Genomic DNA, 18,535 nt, shown 5'->3' with positions numbered 1-18,535 from the left:
ATTCTACGAAAAACACTTCTCAAAAGACAAGCTATACATTGCTTCTCGTAAGAAAAAAATTTTCAACCGATCCATCGCATCTAAAGATTCAAGGTGGGTGAAAGTCGTGATTTCACGTTATCCATGCGAATGATCGTTCTGGCTTTAACCCTGGGATGCTCCATGGGCACTCAGTACTAACTTACACCGCGAGAATCTCAAAGTCCGATGCGTTACCGCTGGTATCGCCAGGATCTCCTGGCGTCTACGCCAAACTGCAACACCTATCGCTGCAACGGCGCGACTTGCAAAGCACCCTTCGACAAGGCTGCTTTGGTCGTCTGCCTGGATATCAGCTGGATCTGCAGAAGCAGGACCACTGGTCACGGAAATGATGCAAGGATCAGGTTCCGATGGTCTTGGCCTACAGCTCTGAATGAACAGCCTGCAGAGGAGCATAGGCTTATTCGCGGATTGGCATTACCAACTGCTCAGGACAGCAACGTCGATGAGCCTGTCTTGTTGATCCAGTACTTGATCATTGCTGTTTACGAGACAACCTCATAGGCGGACGTCACGGACAAGGACACAACGCGTGGCCTGCATGGTCATTTAGCTGAGACCAATTTCCCGCCAAGTATTGGTTACTGACGACCGCGTCTCGTACATCAATAGATCTTTAGCGAGAATCGTGAGTGCAATGCCCATAAGAGCAAGGCCAATACCACTATCTTTGTCTGCAGCGTTCGATACAATCCTGGAAAGTTCAAGATGTTTTTGCCAGGAGAGATGCATCGAATTCAGATGGGGTAATCCTTTTTAAGCGGGTCAGCAGATCAAATGGCAATCATTAGCGAATTCAGGCAACGCTTTGTAATCAACACAATGTATTCACTCGAGCATAGACCTCTCGAAATGGTTGCAACGACTACGTTTGAGGTTTGCTGCACAGGACCATCTGGGTTAAGTTCTGGGCGCCAAGCCGAAAGCTCTTATGGAACCAATTGCTTTGACTCTGGGCCAAAAGTTTGAAATCGAAAAATTCTCCAGGGAGATCGACAGCTCCAAAGATGTGCAGCAGCTTCGTTCGATTGCCAAAGATCTATTGATGGCTTGGCAGCAACAGCAAGCTGCAAGTGCATGGGCAATCCGACAATCACAAGGCTTGTAGTGAGAGCGGATTGGAAGGACGTCACAAGGAGAAGTTACCCTCTGAAAGTTCAGGGGGTTCCTCCTCTGGGAACGAGTAGCCAAAGCAGCCAACAAAAAACCCACCAGAGTGAATGAGTCGACCAAACCATCATTTGCCTCGAACTGCTTCTGACATGGGGCTTCAGCCACGAACGTCGGAAGGTCAGACGACGGTTCAAAACAAGGATCGCTTCAAAGACTGCCGAGAAGCATGATGCATGCTTGATGGTGTACAGGATTGGCGATCTAACAGGCTTGTGGTGTGTATTGAGAAGGTATCCAAAGGCATACCAATCACAGCCACAGCGCATCCAACTTATGATTCCATCTCTCAAAGAGTTTGCTCTGAGTCCATGACGGGTTGGGTCCATGATCCCAACAAGAAGCTGTGAATTTCACCTATTTGCGTCGTTAGTGGCAAAGATGAAGGTCTAGCGATCATTTCATGTATACCATCGAGCGCTTAAAGGAAGCTTCTTCCGAAAAAGAGGTGTGGGTTCCAGAGATCCAATACAAGACAGAATTTAAGGCATTTGTCAGTGCTCGCACAAAGTGCATGGCCACAGGCAAAACATATCGAGTTTATGACACACAGTCAAAAAATGTGCAATGCATCATCACCTTACGAGACTGCAGGAAAATGTTTAATCTCTAGGGCAAAGATGATCAGAGTACAAACCAAGCAGTCCATATCTAACTAAAGATAACGATCATGCGAGAATTGCATGTCAACGGAGGACGCCTAAACTCTCCGAACCAATTGTTATTCAAACTGGCAATTGCTGCGCACATAGCCCTTGGCAGCAGCTTATGGAATTATTACCATCCCCCAAGCACAACATGACTGAAAGCCCTTTGAAGGCAGCAAAGAAAGAGAACTCTTTGTTCTCATAGACGGCAAGCTAGCTGCTCTGAGTATCTAACCTTGCTAGAAAGATGGATAACTGCTGAAACTCAATGAAAAAATCAGAGAAAAGTGCACTGATTAAAATTGCTCTACTAGCTTTTGGCTGGCCCTTAGCTCTCAATCATTTCTACGAGGGAAACCCTGGAATGGGCTTTACAGCCCTAATAGGAACCTGGCTAGCCTGGGGGACGATTGTCGGAATCGTGATCTGGGTTTTTCCCTACTTCAATGCACTTTTCAAAGCCTTGAGACAATTTGAAGACGAGTCTCCCCAGCTTGAGGAAAGGCCTTCCCTAGACCCAAAACGCCAATGAATAAGACGATGCAGGGCCTATTGACAAGGCCTCAATACACAATTCAACTCTATGTCGATCGAACTGCTCCCAAGGACAGACTCTGCCTCATAGGGACAGAAATATGCGACCGACCGATGATCAGCCCATAGCTGCATGGAATCGAGTGCTGATCTAGTTGAGGGATTCGCCAAAATGGCGAATTGTAAAAAAGGCCAGACAACTCTTTGAGCGAAACGCACTGAAAAAGCTGGATGATGCCTAGGTGGGAAGACTCAGCGTGCATCGATGCTTTTACTTTCAAAAAGTATGACCTGGCTCATCCCACAACGCTGGCTTCAACCATCAAATAAAAGAACCATAAGCCAACTGTCAGAGCAAACAAAATGAATGAAAATCCATAGCCAATTTTCCCTGCATCACAAAGTCTACAAATACAGATTTTAAGATATGGGAAAACACAAGTGATCGAGTCAGTAATTGACAAAACATCGACAAGATACGTGTTAAAGAGATTGAGTTCTAGAAGCCCAATCCACAAAGGGTGCTAAAACCGAACCTTAGAGGACGGTTAACCCACTACCAGGCACGGGCGAGCGGGCGTAGACCGATTGGATCCCACTTGGAGCAACCAATGGAATCAACCAAGCATCGGCCAAGGCCAGAGATTGTCTACGCGCAGCTGCTCAAAGAGATGAACAAGCTCGATTTAGCCGACCGATTGCTGATTAACCGCAAAGGCGACCTCCCCTAAGGACGTCCTCGGCCCCGGATTCAACCGGATAACCACCAGACTCAACAACTGACGAATCGTTATCGCGCCACTCACGAATCCCCACCAAGACTTGAAGGAGAAGTCTGGCAGCTGAATGGTGATGAACAGTTGCTGGTGAGAGTTCAGCAACGACACCCCAACAGGGCATGGCCAGTGGTCATCCTGAGCTCATAGCGCTGGGTGAGACACCATCCACCGGTCCCACAAAGCCAGAGACGCATGCTGCGGCAAACGCAGTGGAAGCTTGGAAAAATATGCAATTGATCGGCTGGCGTCGATGCCATGCGCCGGTGCGCTGACTTATTTATTCCGAGTGACGTCACTCACCGGCTCACCAGAACTTGATCAAGAGATGGATGTTAACGAGTTCGATGAGGGTCATCCAGACAACCTCACGCATCACCTGCTAAGTCCCAGTCGCCTGCAAATGGCGCTGATGACTGCCGGATTGCAGAGCTACTGCAGAGCAGACAAGGGTCGGGACAGCATCAGTAGTAAATCACCGCAAAGAGATTTGAACAATCCAGCCTTGGGCGACTCGACTTGTCAAGACAATTCTATTGCGAGCTGCCTGCATCTTCCCCTCTCGCAATCTATGAATTGTGCTGCTGATTAATCGATCAATGGACTGTCAACCAATCTTCTTTCTTTGGCCTGCACATCCATAGGACAATAAACCTTTCAGAACTGAGAGCGGCCGTAAGTGTCAATAGAAGCGATGAGCCCCTTAAACCAAGCGAGTTGATGAACATCAAGCTTCAGATCTCCTGATAACACGATCAAAAACTGCTGGAGAGCAAAACAATCCTCCCCTTGATCAGATCTATGAGACACTGACATCTAGAAAACAAATCCCAGCATACTGAGAAGAGACAATCAAATCCGTGTCGCGAAAGAACGCACGGCTGCTCAGCTCTTAGACAAGTCAACGGCAAGACCATCAGAATTCTTCGAAACTCTATTGAATCAATTCAAGCCTACGGCCAGCTCACTGATATCTCAAAAGACAGTGTCAGAGGTTAGAACAAACAATGTAAACGATACAAAAAACCCCTCTCAGTTAAAGCCGATTTGAAGCTTTTGGATGGTCTCTTCACTAACATAGAAAAAGCTGATCAGGTATCACAGAATCTTTTCCAAGCAGTTGCTGAAACACTTGCTGCAAGTCTGGGGTCTAGCAAAAGGAATTTTCATAATGACGAAATGATAATCATCAAGTTTCCATGTAGGGTAGAAGAACTTAAAGCGTCCTAAGCAGTGTTTTACCTGGTACCCGCGGTATTTGTCTTTACTGCTTTGGCTGGCCATCACGCAAAAGCGAGTTCAGCTTTGGCATCATCTATCGCTTGCATGATCGACCAAGGCATCCCGGTAACAGTCGTAAAAACAAAAACTGGCAAAAGTGTACCAATTATTTATTGGAAAAGTACCACCTTCTCTGGGTCCGGCTGGACGCCTGAGCGACGGTGCCAAGAAGTCTCAGCGCGTTTTCAACAATTTCACTCATCAAATAGCTTGGATTACATTACGACTGGCCGAATGAATGGACTGCCTGTTATTTGTGTTGCCAATTCAGATGGTGGAGCCTGTGCTGGTTTGCTCTACACACTTAAACCAGGACAAAACGCCACTTCCACTTTGAAGAAGCTATTCAATATTCAAAGAAAACCCGGATCTGCGCCACTTGAAGAAACCACAGCACGACTCTATGTGAACGTTGACTCAATAATTCAACAAAAGATGGGTGATGCATTGAATCCACTTCCAATGTCTCCAGCGCCTACACCATCAAAGCCTGGATACTCACTCTTCTGAATAAAATGACTAAACTGAAGTGTTTCATTACCACAGTCGCTCTCATCCAATCAGCGAATTTATTGGCTTTTCCCCCGACAGCCTATGCTGATTCACCAAAAGATATTGAGCTGCTGATTACTTACGTTCAACAGACTGGCACAAAAGTTGAAAAGACTACTTGTGATTCAAATACACTGGGTTTTTATCAAGCACCCACCGAAGGAGGAGGTGGAGATCGGCTTGTTTTTTGCTCAAACAATATTGATTTCAATGATATTAGTGCTGTTTGGGAAGTGTTGGCTCATGAAAGTGCTCATGTCATGCAGGCCTGCAATGGCGGTTTGCTATGGAAGGCGGAGTATCACCCAAGAATGCTTAGAGGCTTAAAAGAACAGGCGCCTCATTATGCACAGATTCTTCGGCAGTACAATGGCTGGGACAAGATGATGGAGCTCGAAGCTTTTGATATGGAACTGAGACCAGCTTCAGAAGTGATATCTTTATTTGTGAATTATTGTACTAGGCCTACGAATCAGAATTCACAATCAACAGCACAGTCTAGTGGTGAATCAGCTGAAAGCATACTTTCTATTGTAGGAGGCAAAGAATCTTTGAACGCACTTCTTGCGTGGGCAGAAGACAACCTTTCACAGCAAGAACTCAAACAACTTGCCCAGGCTCTTGAATCAAACAATATCCCAGACATTAAACAAGCATTAATTGCGTTAATGAATCAATTCAATCAAGCACAGTCATACGAGAGTTATAGATTATTTTAGTCAGACTTTGCTCATGCCCACTGAATAAACCATTGCCGACTGGCCAAAATAGCCAAGACAAACCATCCCCAATTGCAATTTACGCTCTATTAATATGCTTATCATCTAAACTGATAGATCAGCGCGTCGATATGTAAAGAGAAAACGGACAGTCAGTACCTGGACAGTCAAATAGGATAGAGGTCCTATCATTTATTCAGCAGGGTTTATAAGATGAGCCGGAATGTTTCTGCGTTAGCGGTAGCCCTATCGATGCTGCCGTTCGGGCAACCTCTTCTGGTAGGAACACTTGGTATTTCGACAGCGACAACAGCAGCTGTTCTTCAACAGAGTGCTGCAGTTGCACAGTATGCTTCTGTTGCACGCATTGCAGCAGCAATCACAGTCCGCATAGAAGGAAGCACCCAGGGTTCAGGTGTGATCGTTCAACGAGAGGGCAATCGCTACACAGTGCTGACAGCATGGCATGTGGTGAGTGGCAATAGACCTGGAGAAGAGGTTGGAATCTACACACCTGATGGAAAGCAGCACCAATTACAACAAGGCAGTATCCAAAGATTAGGTGAGGTTGATATGGCAGTACTGTCATTCACTAGTGGTAGCAGTTATGAGGTCGCTGAAGTTGGGGATATCAAAAAAGTAAAGTATGGTCAGCCCATTTATGTGGCAGGTTTTCCCTTTAATAACTCACAAAACCTTCGCTATGAAACTGGAGAGGTTGTAGCCAATGCAGAGATCGGAATTGACCAGGGATATCAATTGCTATATGACAACAAAACGGAGAGTGGAATGAGTGGAGGTGTACTGCTGAATTCTGATGGAGATTTGGTAGGACTGCATGGAAGGGGAGAGCGAGATGAGCAGGCATACAGTGACAAAGAGTTGGTTACGAAAACAGGGATCAATCAAGGTATTCCAATTACTTACTACAAGCTTTTTGCAAATGGCGAGCCTGTGGTGATTATCAAGAATGCTGCAACTAGTGTTGATGATTATCTGGCCCAAGCAAAAGCATCCCAGACAAGAAAGGGAAGAGAGCAGACAGTAATTAAGCTAACAAACCAAGCACTGGCATTACGACCAAGTTTTGAGGGATACTTTCTTCGTGCTTATGCCAAATATGACTTAAATAAATATCAAGAGGCAATTGCTGATTACACGAAATCAATTGAAATTAATCCGCAGAAACCCGTTTCCTACAACAACCGTGGCAATGCCAAGCAGAAGTCCAAGGATTATCAAGGAGCAATTGCTGATTTCAACAAAGCAATAGCAATGAATCCCAAGTATGCGCCCGCCTACATGAATCGGGGTATTGTCAAGTATGATTTAGAAGATTATCAAGGAGCGATTGCTGATTACAACAAAGCAATAGCAATTAATCCGAAATATCCCATTGCCTTCAATAACCGTGGCAATGCCAAAGCCGAATTAGGTAATAACAAGGAAGCAATTGCTGATTTCAATAGAGCAATAGCAATTAATTCGCAGTACGCAGATGCCTTCAGCAACCGCGGCATTTCAAAGTATGACCTAAAAGACTATCAAGGTGCAATGGCAGATTACAACAAAGCAATAGAGATTAACCCACAGCTTGGTCGTGCCTATAGCAATCGTGGCATTTTAAAACGAAGCCTAGGTAATTATCAAGGGGCAATATCTGATTACACTAAGGCCATTGAGATTGATCGAAGGGATGCCGCTGCTTTCAGCAACCGTGCTTTTGCAAAGATCTATTCAGGAGATTATCAGGGAGCAATTGATGATGCAAGCAAGGCTATCCTAATTAACCCAAAGTACGCAATTGCCTATAATAATCGTGGATGGTCTAAATTTAAACAAGGAGATTTTCGAGGCGCTCTTAGGGACGCCAACAAAGCACTTGCATTAAATCCAAATAATGGTGCAACCTTAGATACACGTGGTCGCGCAAAACATAAACTTGGACAAAATAAAAGCGCCTGCAATGACTTAAGAAAGGCATCATCGCTAGGCTATACAGGGACCTCTGAATATTTAAAAAGTAGAGAAGGCGCTTGGTGCAATAACATGTAAGAAGGTTATCAGATCGCAACAGCTAAATTTAAGCAAAGGTATTTCAAACACTACTTATGCGATCTCTTGCACTTAAAAAATATAGCTACAAAAACGAATCTTCGGCAACTGAAAATCCCATATACTGCTAAATTTGAGATCAGACAATGAAATAAGCCATTTGAAGGCTACTTTACATGGCGGAAGATATTTGCCTTAGAATAAGCAATCTAGCGTTACCCAAGCGCAATCAACCTTCTGCAAAAGCAGAAAAGCCACAATGAAGCTTGAATACTGGCCACCTTTGATTTTATTAATCATTGGTGGAGTAGTTTATTTCAACGGAGTGATCCTTGATAAGCAGCCTCCCACGGCAATACCAACGACAACGCAGCAAGAAGTTCCTGAAAAAGGTGCGAGCGATGCCGATCACGAGCAGAGCTTGAATACTCAAACATCACAGCAAAAAAATCCTGAAAAAGATGAGAGAAACACCGGTCACGAGCAGCCGTTATCAACACAGCCAAAGTTGCCAGAAAATGGCAAAACAGAGATGGAAGAGTATAGGTTATTTTAGCTTATTATCTTTTTAAGATTAGCAAGTCAGAACTCCAAAAGATGAATCAATGAATCAATAGCGGTTATACCAATAATAAATACGACTTACACTGAATTAATGATGATGATGATGCACACATCGTGTAAATCGAATGGTGAGTCAATTTATCCGCGTTAAGAGTAACTTTTAAATATGTAATCATTAATCGCCGCACTGCTCATCTTCTGCACGACTTGGATTGGCTTCAGAGCAGTTCACTCTCACATATCTATAATCAGGGGAAGAATTGGCAAAATCTGCAAGGCCACTCTTTATATTTTGGTCAGTCTCTTTCGCGAATCTTACAATAAACCCTGCTGAATACCTTGTCTTGAAATTCAAGTCGCGTGTCATTCTGGCATAAATACTGGAATAGTCGTTTATGTCTCCTGTCAGTTGTGCTTTAAACCCAAATCCCGAAACGGGATCAACATAGAGTGGCGGCTCTGACTCATTCGATTGATAATAAAAGCCTGTTAAAACTTTGATTGATGGGAATACCTCATACTCGAGATCAATTCCAGTCGTCATGAGTGGTGACGCTCCGTAAAAGCCATAAATAGCCGCGACCTTATTAGATCCAATTCCATAGTCACCAATTGGGAATAAGCCGTACGCTGAAACTTTCGATTTTTCACCTGCTGTTACTGCACTTAGTGCTAGCTGTTGAAAAAACTGTGTCTGCGGTCCTCCACGGAAAGCTGTCGCTTCTTTGATGAATTCATCCATCGGAAAGCCAGCGATCAAAGGTCTACTGTCATATCCAGCCGAAACACCAAAGCCGCGATTCAAATGACGATCAATCCATCTATATCCGATACGAGTTGATGTTGATATTGAAACTCCCTGAACCTGCACATCATTAATACTGGAACTAAGATATTCAGGATTTATATTATAATCGCCCAAGTTTAGATCAAATCTACTATCTAGAAACCACATTTTATTGGGCTTAATAGAGAAAGGATAGAAAAAACCAGCACCTATTCGATTGGTTACTCCAGCATCCTGCAATGCACCTTGGAAACCCCAATTGAACTTGACTACATCCTTGAGGTTGATGCTGATCGCATCGCCTAGATCCTCTGGCATGCCGTCCTGTGCCTTCAATGGAAACGGTGCGATGGCCGTTGCAGAAATCAGCAATCCAATGGTAAGGCGACGGAGCATTGGACTGGGGTGAGTGCGTGCATGATGCCTTACCCCTGGTTCGGACACCATCCGGGCTGGTTCTGCCGAGAAGGTGTCCAGATGGGGTGGCGGATGCTTGAGGAGATCGTCCTGCTGAAACAGCTGCTGACGGAAGTTGCCGGCAACCATTGTTCCTCAGTGCTGGCAAGTCAGACAAATCCGGTTGCCTTCCAGTTCTGCAGCTACCGTTCATCCATCAAGTCTTACTCCTTGATCGCTCCTCTCTGCTGAAGTTCATCCGCTCTAAGACAGGACGAGCTGGATTAAATCAGTGCGGTAACGCTTCCTACTGCGAAAATGTAAACGGAGGATCAGCGAAAGCAGCCGTGGCTTGCTTACAGGCACCGCGACGGACCAATGACCGTAAAACGCTTGCCTGATTGGCCAGAGCAGAGATGTATGGCAATTGACAGAGTCGTGTTGGATAACTCCTCCAATACCTGAGATCGTGGCCCAAGCACTAGGGGAGTGACCATGGAATGGACAGATGAATTCATCACCAGCGCACAGCTTGAGCTAACCGCAATGGTGAACGACTGGAAATACGATTATGGAGCCGATGACAGAGCCTGTGTCGCGATGCTGCTATGGATGGTTCTCAAACTGAATCCTGAAGCTGAGATTGATCCTGCCCTTTTCTGAGATCAGCGAGCTGATGCCATCCACCATTTTTTGCAACAGCCTTTGACAGGCAACAGCTTTTAGCATCCAAAAGCCACCATTGCCAAACGGCCACGGTTGCCAAAAAGCCAAAGTTGCCCAACAGCCATTGCAACCCACAGGCGATGGGGCTGACAACATGCCCGCAGGAGGAATGACTTCACGGCTGCAATACCAATCAGCATTGCTTTTGACCAAAACAGCTCAAAGTCACTACGTTTTGAACGAAACAACTCCCAGGATGTCAATGCAACGGCTGAGCCTTTGCTTGGGATCGGCCGCTTTGCTGATCACGACAGCGCAGACCGCGCAAAGCGATGTCATGAACTATCAATGCTTCGACAGGGAGACTCGACGCCCAGTCGCAGCAAGTTTGATCGATCTCAGTACGCCTGAGGTGAGTTGTGAACTTATCACTCCGATAGAAGCCACAATCACGTCGCCTGATGAAGCCTCTGCAGAAGGGGCTGCACAGCCATTCATAGATCCGGAAGTCAGTAGCGGACCAAGCCCGTACGCCGAAACGTCTCCCGATCCAGAAGTCGTGAATCGATATGTACGCAACGATCCATTTGCCGCACGGCGAGCCATGAATCTCGCCCGAGGTGCAGCGACCCGAAGAAATGGCAGCCTGAGAATTTATCGCCCTGGAATCTGCATGTATGAAAGTGCATCCAACAATCCCTGCCTTGTCCACGCTGGGCCGGAAGGATTTGAATTCGAGATTCCTGGAGGTGCTCCGGGTTGGGAACAGTCCGCAGGCTCACCTTCAGTGATGACACGAATTCTTGTGAGTGCAGACGGTCGCTCACTGTTGCAGATCGACCAAACTCTGGTCAGCAGACCCGCAACAGCCGACTAAGCCAACCACCGGGAACTTGAGCTCTGTCATGCCGCCAGTGCAGGAGGTTAGTGGAATTGGAAACCATGACTTTGTCCTGACCAAGCAGCCATGCTTCGAATCAATCAGTCTTGATACAACCTTGTTGTTCCGCTGATCGGTTCGCAGTCACTAGCAGGCAATTCACCCGCTGCACAAGCTTCTTGCAGCACCTCAATGCGCTTTTGCCTGGTTGTTGCACCACGACGATTAAGAAGCTCATACACAGCCGGGCTGATCATGCGCTCCTGAAGAAGTCGTTCGTTCGTTTGAGAAGATCCAGGCAGGCCATGCAGCGAGGAGACGACTAGGGAACAGCACAGAACAAAGAGATGGGAATGGGTCATTGCTACAAGCTAAAGCTCATCACCATTTCGGATGAAATCACTTCCAAGCCATCGTCTGGATCTTGAGCCACTTTGGCCTTGCCCGGGCGGGACAGTTGTCCTTCAGCTAAGCGAGAAGTTCCTCAGCCTCAGCCTGGATTTTGCAATCGCTCCTGGGGTAGGCCACACAAAGAAGGCTGAAGCCCTCCTCCATCTGCTCGTCATCAAGAAAACTCTGATCACTTTGATCGAGAGTTCCCTCCGAGACCTTGCCTGCACAAGTTGAGCAAGCGCCAGCTTTGCAGGAGTAAGGCAAATCAAGACCTGCTTCCTCGGCTGCATCAAGGATGTATTGGTCGTCATCACAACTGAAGGCTTGCTCGCCTGCATCCGTGACCATCGTGACAGTGAAAGTAGCCATTTGATACTGAAGTGCTGCTTGAAGCATCTAACGACTCAGCCAATCCATCAACAAATATCTGGATTTGTTTTGGGATCAAATGCATAGGCAAGACATCAACACTCCAACAAAGCCGATTCATCGCGTCAGCCGGCAAGCAGTTTTAGTATCAAGTACAACCAAAATCTCTTGAGATTATGTTCGGCAAAATACACAAACAGCACACCTTTTAAATTGAGTTAAGCGTGTCTTTACCACTGGGTTCTCTCATTTATTTTTCATTAAGACAAAAGCATTTCCATGACTCGTCAATCAGCAGACAACCTCCGCAAGTTAAATGGTCACCTTGTGCATCTCGCTTTAGAAGTCGAAGCGAAAGTCAATGATTATCGTAGAGATCACAATTTTGAGATGATGCTTGATCGACGCAATAAGGACGTTAAAACACTTGAGCCTACATAAGGCAGATGGAGGAGACCTCGTGAACAGCCATCTGGAAAGTGTTCAAAGGAAATTGATCAAGTGAATTCTCCAATAGGGGAGGTGCCTAAAGGACATCTGGGACGATCAACCCCGATTGCTAATTAAGAGTCCAATCTCCTCATTTCACTTTGGATCTCATCCTCAGTAATCGGCTTTGGTCGATAGTTATAGGAAATGGCTTGCCAGATCAAGGCTAGACCCCAAAAAGCGATCGGCCAAATTGGCCAGAATTCACCACGTCCCGACAGCGCCCAGATCACCACAAGCGTGATGTTGGTTATGGCGTAAATCCTGAGCTGTCTCTCTAGTCCCCTCCGATGCTTAAGGCTTGAAAGGGCAGCTTCTCTCCGTTCTTGGTCCTTCATCAATTGAGTCAGCCTTGTTTTTAGACCTATAGCAGGGATCAGTGCCACCCGTGCAATTCAGGTGTTGGCTAAACACCAGCAGGGCCGAATATGGAACACATGCTAGGTATCCACAAGACGGTAGAGAGCCAACAGATTGGATGTTCGGTTAACCGCTCAAGAAATGGAGCACTGGATGTCGTAGAACAAATGAATCGTTGTTGAGAGTTTTGTGATGACTGAAACTCTGCTTTTATGCGACTGCTCACTGTGCAAGTGCAGCGTTGAAGAATCGCTATCAATCAGGATTGGTGGTCAGCACTTTTGCTCTGAGGCTTGCGCAAAGGGACATCCCAGCATGGAGCCCTGCCACGGTGAACAGGACGGCTGTCACTGTGGGACCGGAGAATTAGCACTTCTGCTAGCGGCTCCGAGCTAGCTCAAAACCAGCGCATATTCTCGGTATCTTCTGCTCGCAGGTTGGAAAGCACTCGGCTGCAGCGGCCAAGCTTCGCGAATCGGAATCCTGATCGGATACCACTGCCGATGTCATCGATGTCAGCGCTGAACTCAATGACTTCACGAGCAGCCGAGTGGGCCTCGGTGCAGGGTTGCAGAGGATCGCAAGGTACTCGACGATCGCAGCCGGATTAATCCTGACCTGTCCCCCATATGAGCTATTTCGATCAGCTCTTTGCCGGAAGAGAATTTCCATCAGTAATCAAATTGACCGATGTAGACCCCTTTCTCACAGTTACGCAGCAGGTTTGGACCGGCAATCACTCCGTTTTCCTTAGCCGCCTCAACACACCGATCCATCTTTGCCTCATAAGCCAGACCTCCGAGGATTGGACTGATCACCTCCCCGGCCCCTGCAGCGATGACTACAGAACACGCGAAGATCGCAAAACGTTTGGTGCACTTGTTCATCGGCCATTTCCACCATCACAAGCTCGTCCGGGATGGCACCGGAGTGCATCACCCAAAAGAGGGATTGCATCAATCCACGTGCTTCATCCAGATCTGCTTACAGCCCAAAACAAGCAACGTGCCGACTGCAGCTACGCATTCACAACGACTACACCAAGCAAGAACCGAACGAATCAGAACGAGCACATCAGAATGTCTACCAACTCAAAGACATTGGTTGAAACAAAACAGGGCTGTCAGCTTATTCCCGGGGCCTAAGTTAACGACGTCCCCGGAGGATGTCGCCAGAAGGACTGTCAACTCAGGTTTAAACGCCTAATAATCTCTCCTGGTGATGTTGGCAATCCACTTGGCGCTGTTGAGTACTGGAGTGATCGCTGCTCAGAGGGCTTTGGCTCCGATCTGATCTCAGTGACGGTCATCACGACCTGATGAAGTCACAGAACCATCGTCATAGTTTCCAAAATGGTATGGAATGAGACACTTCAATGGACCACAACGAAATCAACAACTGGAAGGCCATCGCAGCGAAGATGGAGGCCAATGGAAACACCAACAGTTGGTTTTATCTACGTGCAAGAGCCATTGCTGACGGAAAGCCGGACCCGATGCCCAACGTCACTGAATTGATGCCGGAGTTGGTTTGATCCAGAAGTAAACAGCTGAGACAGACATGCTGATAATTAATGCAAAGCAAGACCTCTTAATCTGAATTACAGAGAGCTTTGATGGAGATTTGATTAAATCCTAGCAAAAGATATGAGGCTTAATTTAAAGCATTAAAAGACAACCAACGTCAGACTTGGCTTCCGTGACAAACGGAATCCATTTAATCCTTGGAGACACATTCCAGGAAAGATACCAATGTGATTTGATAAAATTAGCAACCAGTGTCTTACTGGGACGGGTCTTCATACCGCCAAACAACAAATTATGCTCACGTCAAAATATCGAATATCAAGGAATACAAAGGCTGGATATTAGGCAATGACGAGCAGCTTCGTACAGGCATCACCATAGTTTGAAAGGGGCCTCTTGCTTAGGCCAAAGGTTCAATTTTTGAGGGAGGCCAATGGCAACCATACAAGGAGAAGCCAAGGCACAAACTACGGCGTAAATCATCAACTTGAAAGCTTGATTTTTGTCTGAAGGACCAAAACCTTTGATCGCACTGGTCATCACACACTATTCGTACCCTCCTATTTGATGGGGGCTAGCCGTCCATGACCTTGAAAATCAATGAGAACTCGCTGAGCACTGATGGGTTGTCGCACGGCATTAGACAGACCATACTTCTGCAGTGCATGCTTCGGCATAGCTGCATGGAAGATGGAAACGCCAACAAATATCCAATGGCTACTAGACAAGCATCAAAGTAGCAAACTTCGCTTGACATCAGAGATGGTGTAGTCCCTGCATAAGATGTCTGCAAACAAAATCAAAATGCAGAGTCAGACTATTGAAGACATGGCTGTTAATTGCTCCAAAGTCAAGTCTAAGAATCCGTTAATAAATAAAATATTAGCTACGTCGCCGATGCAACGCACTGCCAAAAAAATTGCCGCAGAATACGCTGCTCAATGAAGTTAGAAGTTAGAAGTTAGAATTTAGAATTTAGAATTTAGGAAACGAGCTCACAATCATCTCTGAATTGTAGAATCATTACGGTTGTGTCAGCACAGAACTATCAACAAACGACAAATAAAATTACATCAAGATTAACGATCAACGGGAATAAACTTACGCCAGAACAAAACATAGTAGAAATTTACCAGAAAATCATTACTCTTGACTAGTTCTATATGTGGAAGATAAAAAAACATTGCATTATTCCAGTGAATTAAAGAGCCCTCTCTTGGAAGCTCAGTATTCTTTATGGCATAAGCACTCTCTCTAAGAACACTGCCATCCCCAGCATCATTCTTAAGCTTCGAATATGTTCGATTGGATGTATTAATCATAATTTTTGAAACCGTGGGTGTGCCAACACCTGCGAATAGCCAAAACTTCAAGCCGTCAGGAGGCGTGGCAGGAGCATCAATCAAAGAATGAAATAAAAATGCCTTCTTCAAAAGTTCCTGCTGAAGAGCTTTGGCTTGTTTATATCGATAAGATTCACGATGATATTCAGGAGCAATCTGCCTTAACACAGACTTTTGCTTTGGATCAACGAGGCCCCATTGCATCTTTAGCCACAATTTAGGATCGAAAAGATTAACAGGAAAACCATCCTGGTTAACTGCATTAACAATGTCCTTACGTGGCAGCAACTCATAAACTGAGGGCATTGTTCCGACCACAGCAGATGGATATTTGAAATATTTGAATGGGGAAATATGGAAACCATGAATAAGATAATTTAATGCGTTGATAGAACCTTTATTCGGTGGAGCAACCATAACTAAGTTTTCTATTTTACTGGCGCCTCGCCAATCAAGAACTGGCGGGTTATCTAGGGTGCCTAAGTCCTGATCACCGTAGCGAAGATAATACCTAGCCATCAGGCAACCCATTGAGTGGCATACAATATCAATTTTTGGGTAGCTGCCTAAACCTTTATTCTCCGTCAATTGCTTGGATATGGCCTTAATGTATGCATCCAAGCGCTTTGCATTGGAAGCATTAGATTTTCGCCAATCATAAGCGAACTGAAAAACAGGCTTCCCCTTCGAGGATGGCATATGCAGATGATGATCTCTTTCGTCTACAGGCACAAAACCAGCCATTGTAAGAGATTTAAAAATATTCAGATAAACCGAATATTCAATCGACACAAAAGGAGGCGGGAGGAATTCAATTTTGACTGTATCCAAAACAGATTGGGTAGTAATATTGTTATCAGCTAACAGTATGTTTTTTGCTGATTGGTTTAAAGGAAGAGCGAGCAACTTATTTTCTTGCTCTGTAGCCGGCCAGTAGGAGTTATAGCCAAAAGCACCCCAAACAACTTTTCCATTTCTCGAATCAATAAACTTTGACCCGCCAATACCGGGAATAATGATAATCGGATTTGCAAAGTCCAAGTCCTGAGTAAGCACTTTCCTCAGTGGACCAGTACTTGGAGAATAGATATTTTGCCTACCTGAACAAGATGCTAGCAAAACTAATACAACCAACAAGCCAGTTTTTATCGAAGCAAGGTCCATAGAGAAGTTATCACACTACAAGTGTCGAGATGTGCAGACTAGCAGAATCATAATCTAAAAACACTAGAATTAACGACAAACCAAAAAGCATATTGTTGGTATAAATTGAACCTCACTCATATTTTTTCAAATCTCAAAATGGCACGAAGCGGAACAGATCAATCACAAACAACCCCGCAGTTTGTGGAGCGAGTGAAAAAGCTCTACATGCGCAATAGGTTCACTGATTGGGTGATTCCGCACCGCAGAGTGATTATGGATTCAGCAGTTACTGCACAGCTTGGCTTTGGCGGTCATAGAGATCCAGTGACGCTGAGCACTGAATTTAAGAAGTACGGATGGCAGGTCACTGGCAGCCCTAAGAGTTCAAGGGCTGTCGGTTGGCAACTGATGAAAAGTTTGTTGTGGCAGGCAGGCAGTGATGAGCCTGGATTGTTTATCTCAGAGCGGTGCGAGAGCTTGTGGGCGACGTTGCCTTATTGCATCAGTGATGATCGCAATCCAGAGGACATGGAGAAGGCGGCGCCTGATCACTCTGCTGATGCTGTCAGGTATGTATTGCCTGCAGCGAATCAGGGTCAGCACAGCTATCGGCAATCACAGCGAAGTGGAGCGCATCCGCTGATGTGGGGTAAGGAAGAGAAGCCGAGACGATATGTAGGAGGCGTACGGACGTTTAAGCCAATGCCGATTCGTTGAGGGGTTAAAGCAGAGGGCTACCCAAACGGGGGAGTAAGGCGGGTGAAAGCGTTGCCCGCCTATGTGGTGATTCAGATCAGTGCTATGACTTTTGCACTGCTCAATCACCGATGTCAGAAGAACAACTCAAAGCCTTTCTTGAGAAGGTCAAAGGCGACAAAAGTCTTCAAGACAAACTAAAGGCAGCAAAGACTCCTGAAGACATCGTAGGGATCGCTAAAGAACACGGCCACGAATTCACTGCTGATAAGATCGCTGAACTCAGTGAAGAGGAACTGGAAGCCGTGGCTGGCGGAGCGTGGTGTCTGGAGTGTATTTATAGGACTAGCGTGGGTAAGATAAAACTCAGTGATGGGTGGTGTAAGGTAAACTAGAGCCTAGCGACTTTAGTATATTTAAGGATGAATCAAAGCCCCTGCAAACGCAGGGGCTTTTTATTACTTCAATCACTCCAAAAAGACCAACAATCAGCCTTCAATACCTGGCACGATTGAGCGCAGTTAAGCAGAGATAGATAAAACCAACTTTTTAGAATGGGGTAGTGATTTGGGACATTGCAGCCCGCATGAAAATGACACCGAAGCAGATTCAATTATTGAATCGAGCTTGCAAGATGGCAGGCATTGATTCGAGCAAGATCAGCCCTAGTAATCCGTTTGAGAAGTCAGGGATGACAGCGGGAATGTTGCAGGCAGCAATTGCAGAATTAGATCCAGCGCAGGCAACCACCACCCCCGAAAGCCTGGACTCAAGCAAGTGTGAAAACTCTAGAGCGTGGCTGCTGAAGCAAGCTTCGAGAGAACGAAAGGTTCTACTCAGTCGAGGAGAACACTGCTGCACAGGAACGATGCCATCAGCTCCTCACCAGCGAAGTCGGCGCGGTGGATTGGGTCGAGCTTTATGGGCGGAAATGTCTTTGGCTCGTTTGGGGGATGCGCCTTCACCACCCTTTCAGCGAGGGTGTGAGCTGTCAATCAACTAATGGTGCTTCTCGAAATGCGTGCTGAAGAGGAATTCTGGCCTGTTGTGCTGATCGCTGGAAGCCTCGTGGCTGTTTTGATGATTCTTGCCTTCAATGATCCAGGTACCTTTGTATGCGTTGGGGTATGTGAGTGAATCTCAC

At 45.9% G+C, this 18,535-nt stretch carries 20 protein-coding genes; 13 read left to right on the top strand and 7 right to left on the bottom strand.

The window, feature by feature from the left end; all coding sequences use genetic code 11:
* Positions 1-155: 155 nt before the first annotated feature.
* Positions 156-374 carry a hypothetical protein gene (locus tag DXY31_RS17445; RefSeq protein ID WP_137024996.1) on the top strand — a complete coding sequence of 73 codons (219 nt, stop codon included), beginning with the start codon at positions 156-158 and terminating at the stop codon, positions 372-374.
* A 1,753-nt stretch (positions 375-2,127) separates the two neighbouring features.
* On the top strand, positions 2,128-2,391 hold the full coding sequence (locus tag DXY31_RS13055; protein ID WP_114994153.1) for a hypothetical protein: 264 nt from the start codon (positions 2,128-2,130) through the stop codon (positions 2,389-2,391).
* Between the two features lie 876 nt (positions 2,392-3,267).
* On the opposite strand, the gene DXY31_RS17590 is transcribed toward DXY31_RS13055, so the two are convergent.
* Positions 3,268-3,429 carry a hypothetical protein gene (locus tag DXY31_RS17590; protein ID WP_244279770.1) on the bottom strand — a complete coding sequence of 54 codons (162 nt, stop codon included), beginning with the start codon at positions 3,427-3,429 and terminating at the stop codon, positions 3,268-3,270.
* Between the two features lie 1,066 nt (positions 3,430-4,495).
* Between DXY31_RS17590 and DXY31_RS13040 the strand changes: the two genes are divergently transcribed.
* From DXY31_RS13040 to DXY31_RS13025, 4 genes are all read left to right on the top strand, one after another.
* On the top strand, positions 4,496-4,960 hold the full coding sequence (locus DXY31_RS13040) for a COP23 domain-containing protein (protein WP_114994150.1): 465 nt from the start codon (positions 4,496-4,498) through the stop codon (positions 4,958-4,960).
* Between the two features lie 62 nt (positions 4,961-5,022).
* Positions 5,023-5,721, top strand: coding sequence for a hypothetical protein (locus DXY31_RS13035; RefSeq protein ID WP_137024995.1), 699 nt, complete (start codon positions 5,023-5,025; stop codon positions 5,719-5,721).
* 213 nt (positions 5,722-5,934) lie between these two features.
* Positions 5,935-7,776 (top strand): serine protease, encoded by a 1,842-nt coding sequence (locus tag DXY31_RS13030; protein WP_114994148.1) that lies wholly within the window; start codon positions 5,935-5,937, stop codon positions 7,774-7,776.
* A gap of 259 nt (positions 7,777-8,035) precedes the next feature.
* Positions 8,036-8,332, top strand: a complete 297-nt coding sequence (locus DXY31_RS13025; RefSeq protein WP_114994147.1) for a hypothetical protein — start codon at positions 8,036-8,038, stop codon at positions 8,330-8,332.
* 183 nt (positions 8,333-8,515) lie between these two features.
* Here DXY31_RS13025 and DXY31_RS13020 read toward each other — a convergent pair whose 3' ends face one another.
* A complete protein-coding gene (locus DXY31_RS13020; RefSeq protein WP_137024994.1) occupies positions 8,516-9,673 on the bottom strand; it encodes a carbamoyl-phosphate synthase in 1,158 nt (385 codons plus the stop codon).
* A 345-nt stretch (positions 9,674-10,018) separates the two neighbouring features.
* On the opposite strand from DXY31_RS13020, the gene DXY31_RS17440 reads away from it, so the two are divergent.
* A complete protein-coding gene (locus DXY31_RS17440; RefSeq protein ID WP_206749817.1) occupies positions 10,019-10,186 on the top strand; it encodes a hypothetical protein in 168 nt (55 codons plus the stop codon).
* A 286-nt stretch (positions 10,187-10,472) separates the two neighbouring features.
* Positions 10,473-11,066 carry a hypothetical protein gene (locus tag DXY31_RS13005; RefSeq protein WP_170953700.1) on the top strand — a complete coding sequence of 198 codons (594 nt, stop codon included), beginning with the start codon at positions 10,473-10,475 and terminating at the stop codon, positions 11,064-11,066.
* Positions 11,067-11,170: 104 nt separating this feature from the next.
* On the opposite strand, the gene DXY31_RS13000 is transcribed toward DXY31_RS13005, so the two are convergent.
* The 3 genes from DXY31_RS13000 to DXY31_RS12990 form a co-directional block, all read right to left on the bottom strand.
* The gene (locus DXY31_RS13000) at positions 11,171-11,431 is read right to left on the bottom strand and encodes a hypothetical protein (RefSeq protein ID WP_114994142.1); all 261 of its coding nucleotides are present in this window, start codon (positions 11,429-11,431) and stop codon (positions 11,171-11,173) included.
* A gap of 106 nt (positions 11,432-11,537) precedes the next feature.
* Complete coding sequence (locus DXY31_RS12995; RefSeq protein ID WP_114994237.1) at positions 11,538-11,831, bottom strand: 2Fe-2S iron-sulfur cluster-binding protein; 294 nt, start codon at positions 11,829-11,831, stop codon at positions 11,538-11,540.
* 563 nt (positions 11,832-12,394) lie between these two features.
* On the bottom strand, positions 12,395-12,658 hold the full coding sequence (locus tag DXY31_RS12990; protein ID WP_244279799.1) for a 2TM domain-containing protein: 264 nt from the start codon (positions 12,656-12,658) through the stop codon (positions 12,395-12,397).
* Positions 12,659-12,872: 214 nt separating this feature from the next.
* Between DXY31_RS12990 and DXY31_RS12985 the strand changes: the two genes are divergently transcribed.
* A complete protein-coding gene (locus DXY31_RS12985) occupies positions 12,873-13,076 on the top strand; it encodes a conjugal transfer protein TrbI (RefSeq protein ID WP_114994141.1) in 204 nt (67 codons plus the stop codon).
* Between the two features lie 275 nt (positions 13,077-13,351).
* Here the strand turns inward: DXY31_RS12985 and DXY31_RS12980 are convergent, their stop codons facing one another.
* Positions 13,352-13,567 (bottom strand): hypothetical protein, encoded by a 216-nt coding sequence (locus tag DXY31_RS12980; protein WP_114994140.1) that lies wholly within the window; start codon positions 13,565-13,567, stop codon positions 13,352-13,354.
* Positions 13,568-14,055: 488 nt separating this feature from the next.
* Here DXY31_RS12980 and DXY31_RS17075 point away from each other — a divergent pair, with 488 nt between their 5' ends.
* A complete protein-coding gene (locus DXY31_RS17075; protein ID WP_170953699.1) occupies positions 14,056-14,214 on the top strand; it encodes a hypothetical protein in 159 nt (52 codons plus the stop codon).
* A 1,071-nt stretch (positions 14,215-15,285) separates the two neighbouring features.
* Here DXY31_RS17075 and DXY31_RS12970 read toward each other — a convergent pair.
* On the bottom strand, positions 15,286-16,713 hold the full coding sequence (locus DXY31_RS12970; protein ID WP_114994138.1) for a hypothetical protein: 1,428 nt from the start codon (positions 16,711-16,713) through the stop codon (positions 15,286-15,288).
* A 138-nt stretch (positions 16,714-16,851) separates the two neighbouring features.
* On the opposite strand from DXY31_RS12970, the gene DXY31_RS12965 reads away from it, so the two are divergent.
* The 3 genes from DXY31_RS12965 to DXY31_RS17740 all read left to right on the top strand — a co-directional run bounded on the left by DXY31_RS12965 (position 16,852) and on the right by DXY31_RS17740 (position 18,528).
* Positions 16,852-17,412: a hypothetical protein gene (locus tag DXY31_RS12965; protein ID WP_244279769.1), complete on the top strand. Its 561-nt coding sequence runs from the start codon at positions 16,852-16,854 to the stop codon at positions 17,410-17,412.
* A gap of 110 nt (positions 17,413-17,522) precedes the next feature.
* Complete coding sequence (locus tag DXY31_RS12960) at positions 17,523-17,786, top strand: Nif11-like leader peptide family natural product precursor (protein ID WP_114994137.1); 264 nt, start codon at positions 17,523-17,525, stop codon at positions 17,784-17,786.
* Positions 17,787-18,393: 607 nt separating this feature from the next.
* Positions 18,394-18,528, top strand: a complete 135-nt coding sequence (locus DXY31_RS17740; protein ID WP_256359633.1) for a hypothetical protein — start codon at positions 18,394-18,396, stop codon at positions 18,526-18,528.
* The last annotated feature ends 7 nt before the right edge of the window (positions 18,529-18,535 follow it).

This window comes from Synechococcus sp. UW179A (genome assembly GCF_900473965.1).
Lineage (GTDB): Bacteria > Cyanobacteriota > Cyanobacteriia > PCC-6307 > Cyanobiaceae > Synechococcus_C.
The sequence above is the reverse complement of the archived record's forward strand: the minus strand, read 5'-3'. Positions and strand labels throughout refer to the sequence as shown.

What these genes read in the sequence shown, in the direction of transcription:
- DXY31_RS17445 (WP_137024996.1), top strand. Translation starts at nt 156, where the DNA reads ATGCTCCATGGGCACTCAGTACTAACTTACACCGCGAGAATCTCAAAG.
- DXY31_RS13055 (WP_114994153.1), top strand. Translation starts at nt 2,128, where the DNA reads ATGAAAAAATCAGAGAAAAGTGCACTGATTAAAATTGCTCTACTAGCT.
- DXY31_RS17590 (WP_244279770.1), bottom strand. Translation starts at nt 3,429, where the DNA reads ATGGCATCGACGCCAGCCGATCAATTGCATATTTTTCCAAGCTTCCAC.
- DXY31_RS13040 (WP_114994150.1), top strand. Translation starts at nt 4,496, where the DNA reads ATGATCGACCAAGGCATCCCGGTAACAGTCGTAAAAACAAAAACTGGC.
- DXY31_RS13030 (WP_114994148.1), top strand. Translation starts at nt 5,935, where the DNA reads ATGAGCCGGAATGTTTCTGCGTTAGCGGTAGCCCTATCGATGCTGCCG.
- DXY31_RS13025 (WP_114994147.1), top strand. Translation starts at nt 8,036, where the DNA reads ATGAAGCTTGAATACTGGCCACCTTTGATTTTATTAATCATTGGTGGA.
- DXY31_RS13020 (WP_137024994.1), bottom strand. Translation starts at nt 9,673, where the DNA reads ATGGTTGCCGGCAACTTCCGTCAGCAGCTGTTTCAGCAGGACGATCTC.
- DXY31_RS17440 (WP_206749817.1), top strand. Translation starts at nt 10,019, where the DNA reads ATGGAATGGACAGATGAATTCATCACCAGCGCACAGCTTGAGCTAACC.
- DXY31_RS13000 (WP_114994142.1), bottom strand. Translation starts at nt 11,431, where the DNA reads ATGACCCATTCCCATCTCTTTGTTCTGTGCTGTTCCCTAGTCGTCTCC.
- DXY31_RS12995 (WP_114994237.1), bottom strand. Translation starts at nt 11,831, where the DNA reads ATGGCTACTTTCACTGTCACGATGGTCACGGATGCAGGCGAGCAAGCC.
- DXY31_RS12990 (WP_244279799.1), bottom strand. Translation starts at nt 12,658, where the DNA reads ATGAAGGACCAAGAACGGAGAGAAGCTGCCCTTTCAAGCCTTAAGCAT.
- DXY31_RS12985 (WP_114994141.1), top strand. Translation starts at nt 12,873, where the DNA reads ATGACTGAAACTCTGCTTTTATGCGACTGCTCACTGTGCAAGTGCAGC.
- DXY31_RS12980 (WP_114994140.1), bottom strand. Translation starts at nt 13,567, where the DNA reads ATGAACAAGTGCACCAAACGTTTTGCGATCTTCGCGTGTTCTGTAGTC.
- DXY31_RS17075 (WP_170953699.1), top strand. Translation starts at nt 14,056, where the DNA reads ATGGACCACAACGAAATCAACAACTGGAAGGCCATCGCAGCGAAGATG.
- DXY31_RS12970 (WP_114994138.1), bottom strand. Translation starts at nt 16,713, where the DNA reads ATGGACCTTGCTTCGATAAAAACTGGCTTGTTGGTTGTATTAGTTTTG.
- DXY31_RS12965 (WP_244279769.1), top strand. Translation starts at nt 16,852, where the DNA reads ATGGCACGAAGCGGAACAGATCAATCACAAACAACCCCGCAGTTTGTG.
- DXY31_RS12960 (WP_114994137.1), top strand. Translation starts at nt 17,523, where the DNA reads ATGTCAGAAGAACAACTCAAAGCCTTTCTTGAGAAGGTCAAAGGCGAC.
- DXY31_RS17740 (WP_256359633.1), top strand. Translation starts at nt 18,394, where the DNA reads ATGGTGCTTCTCGAAATGCGTGCTGAAGAGGAATTCTGGCCTGTTGTG.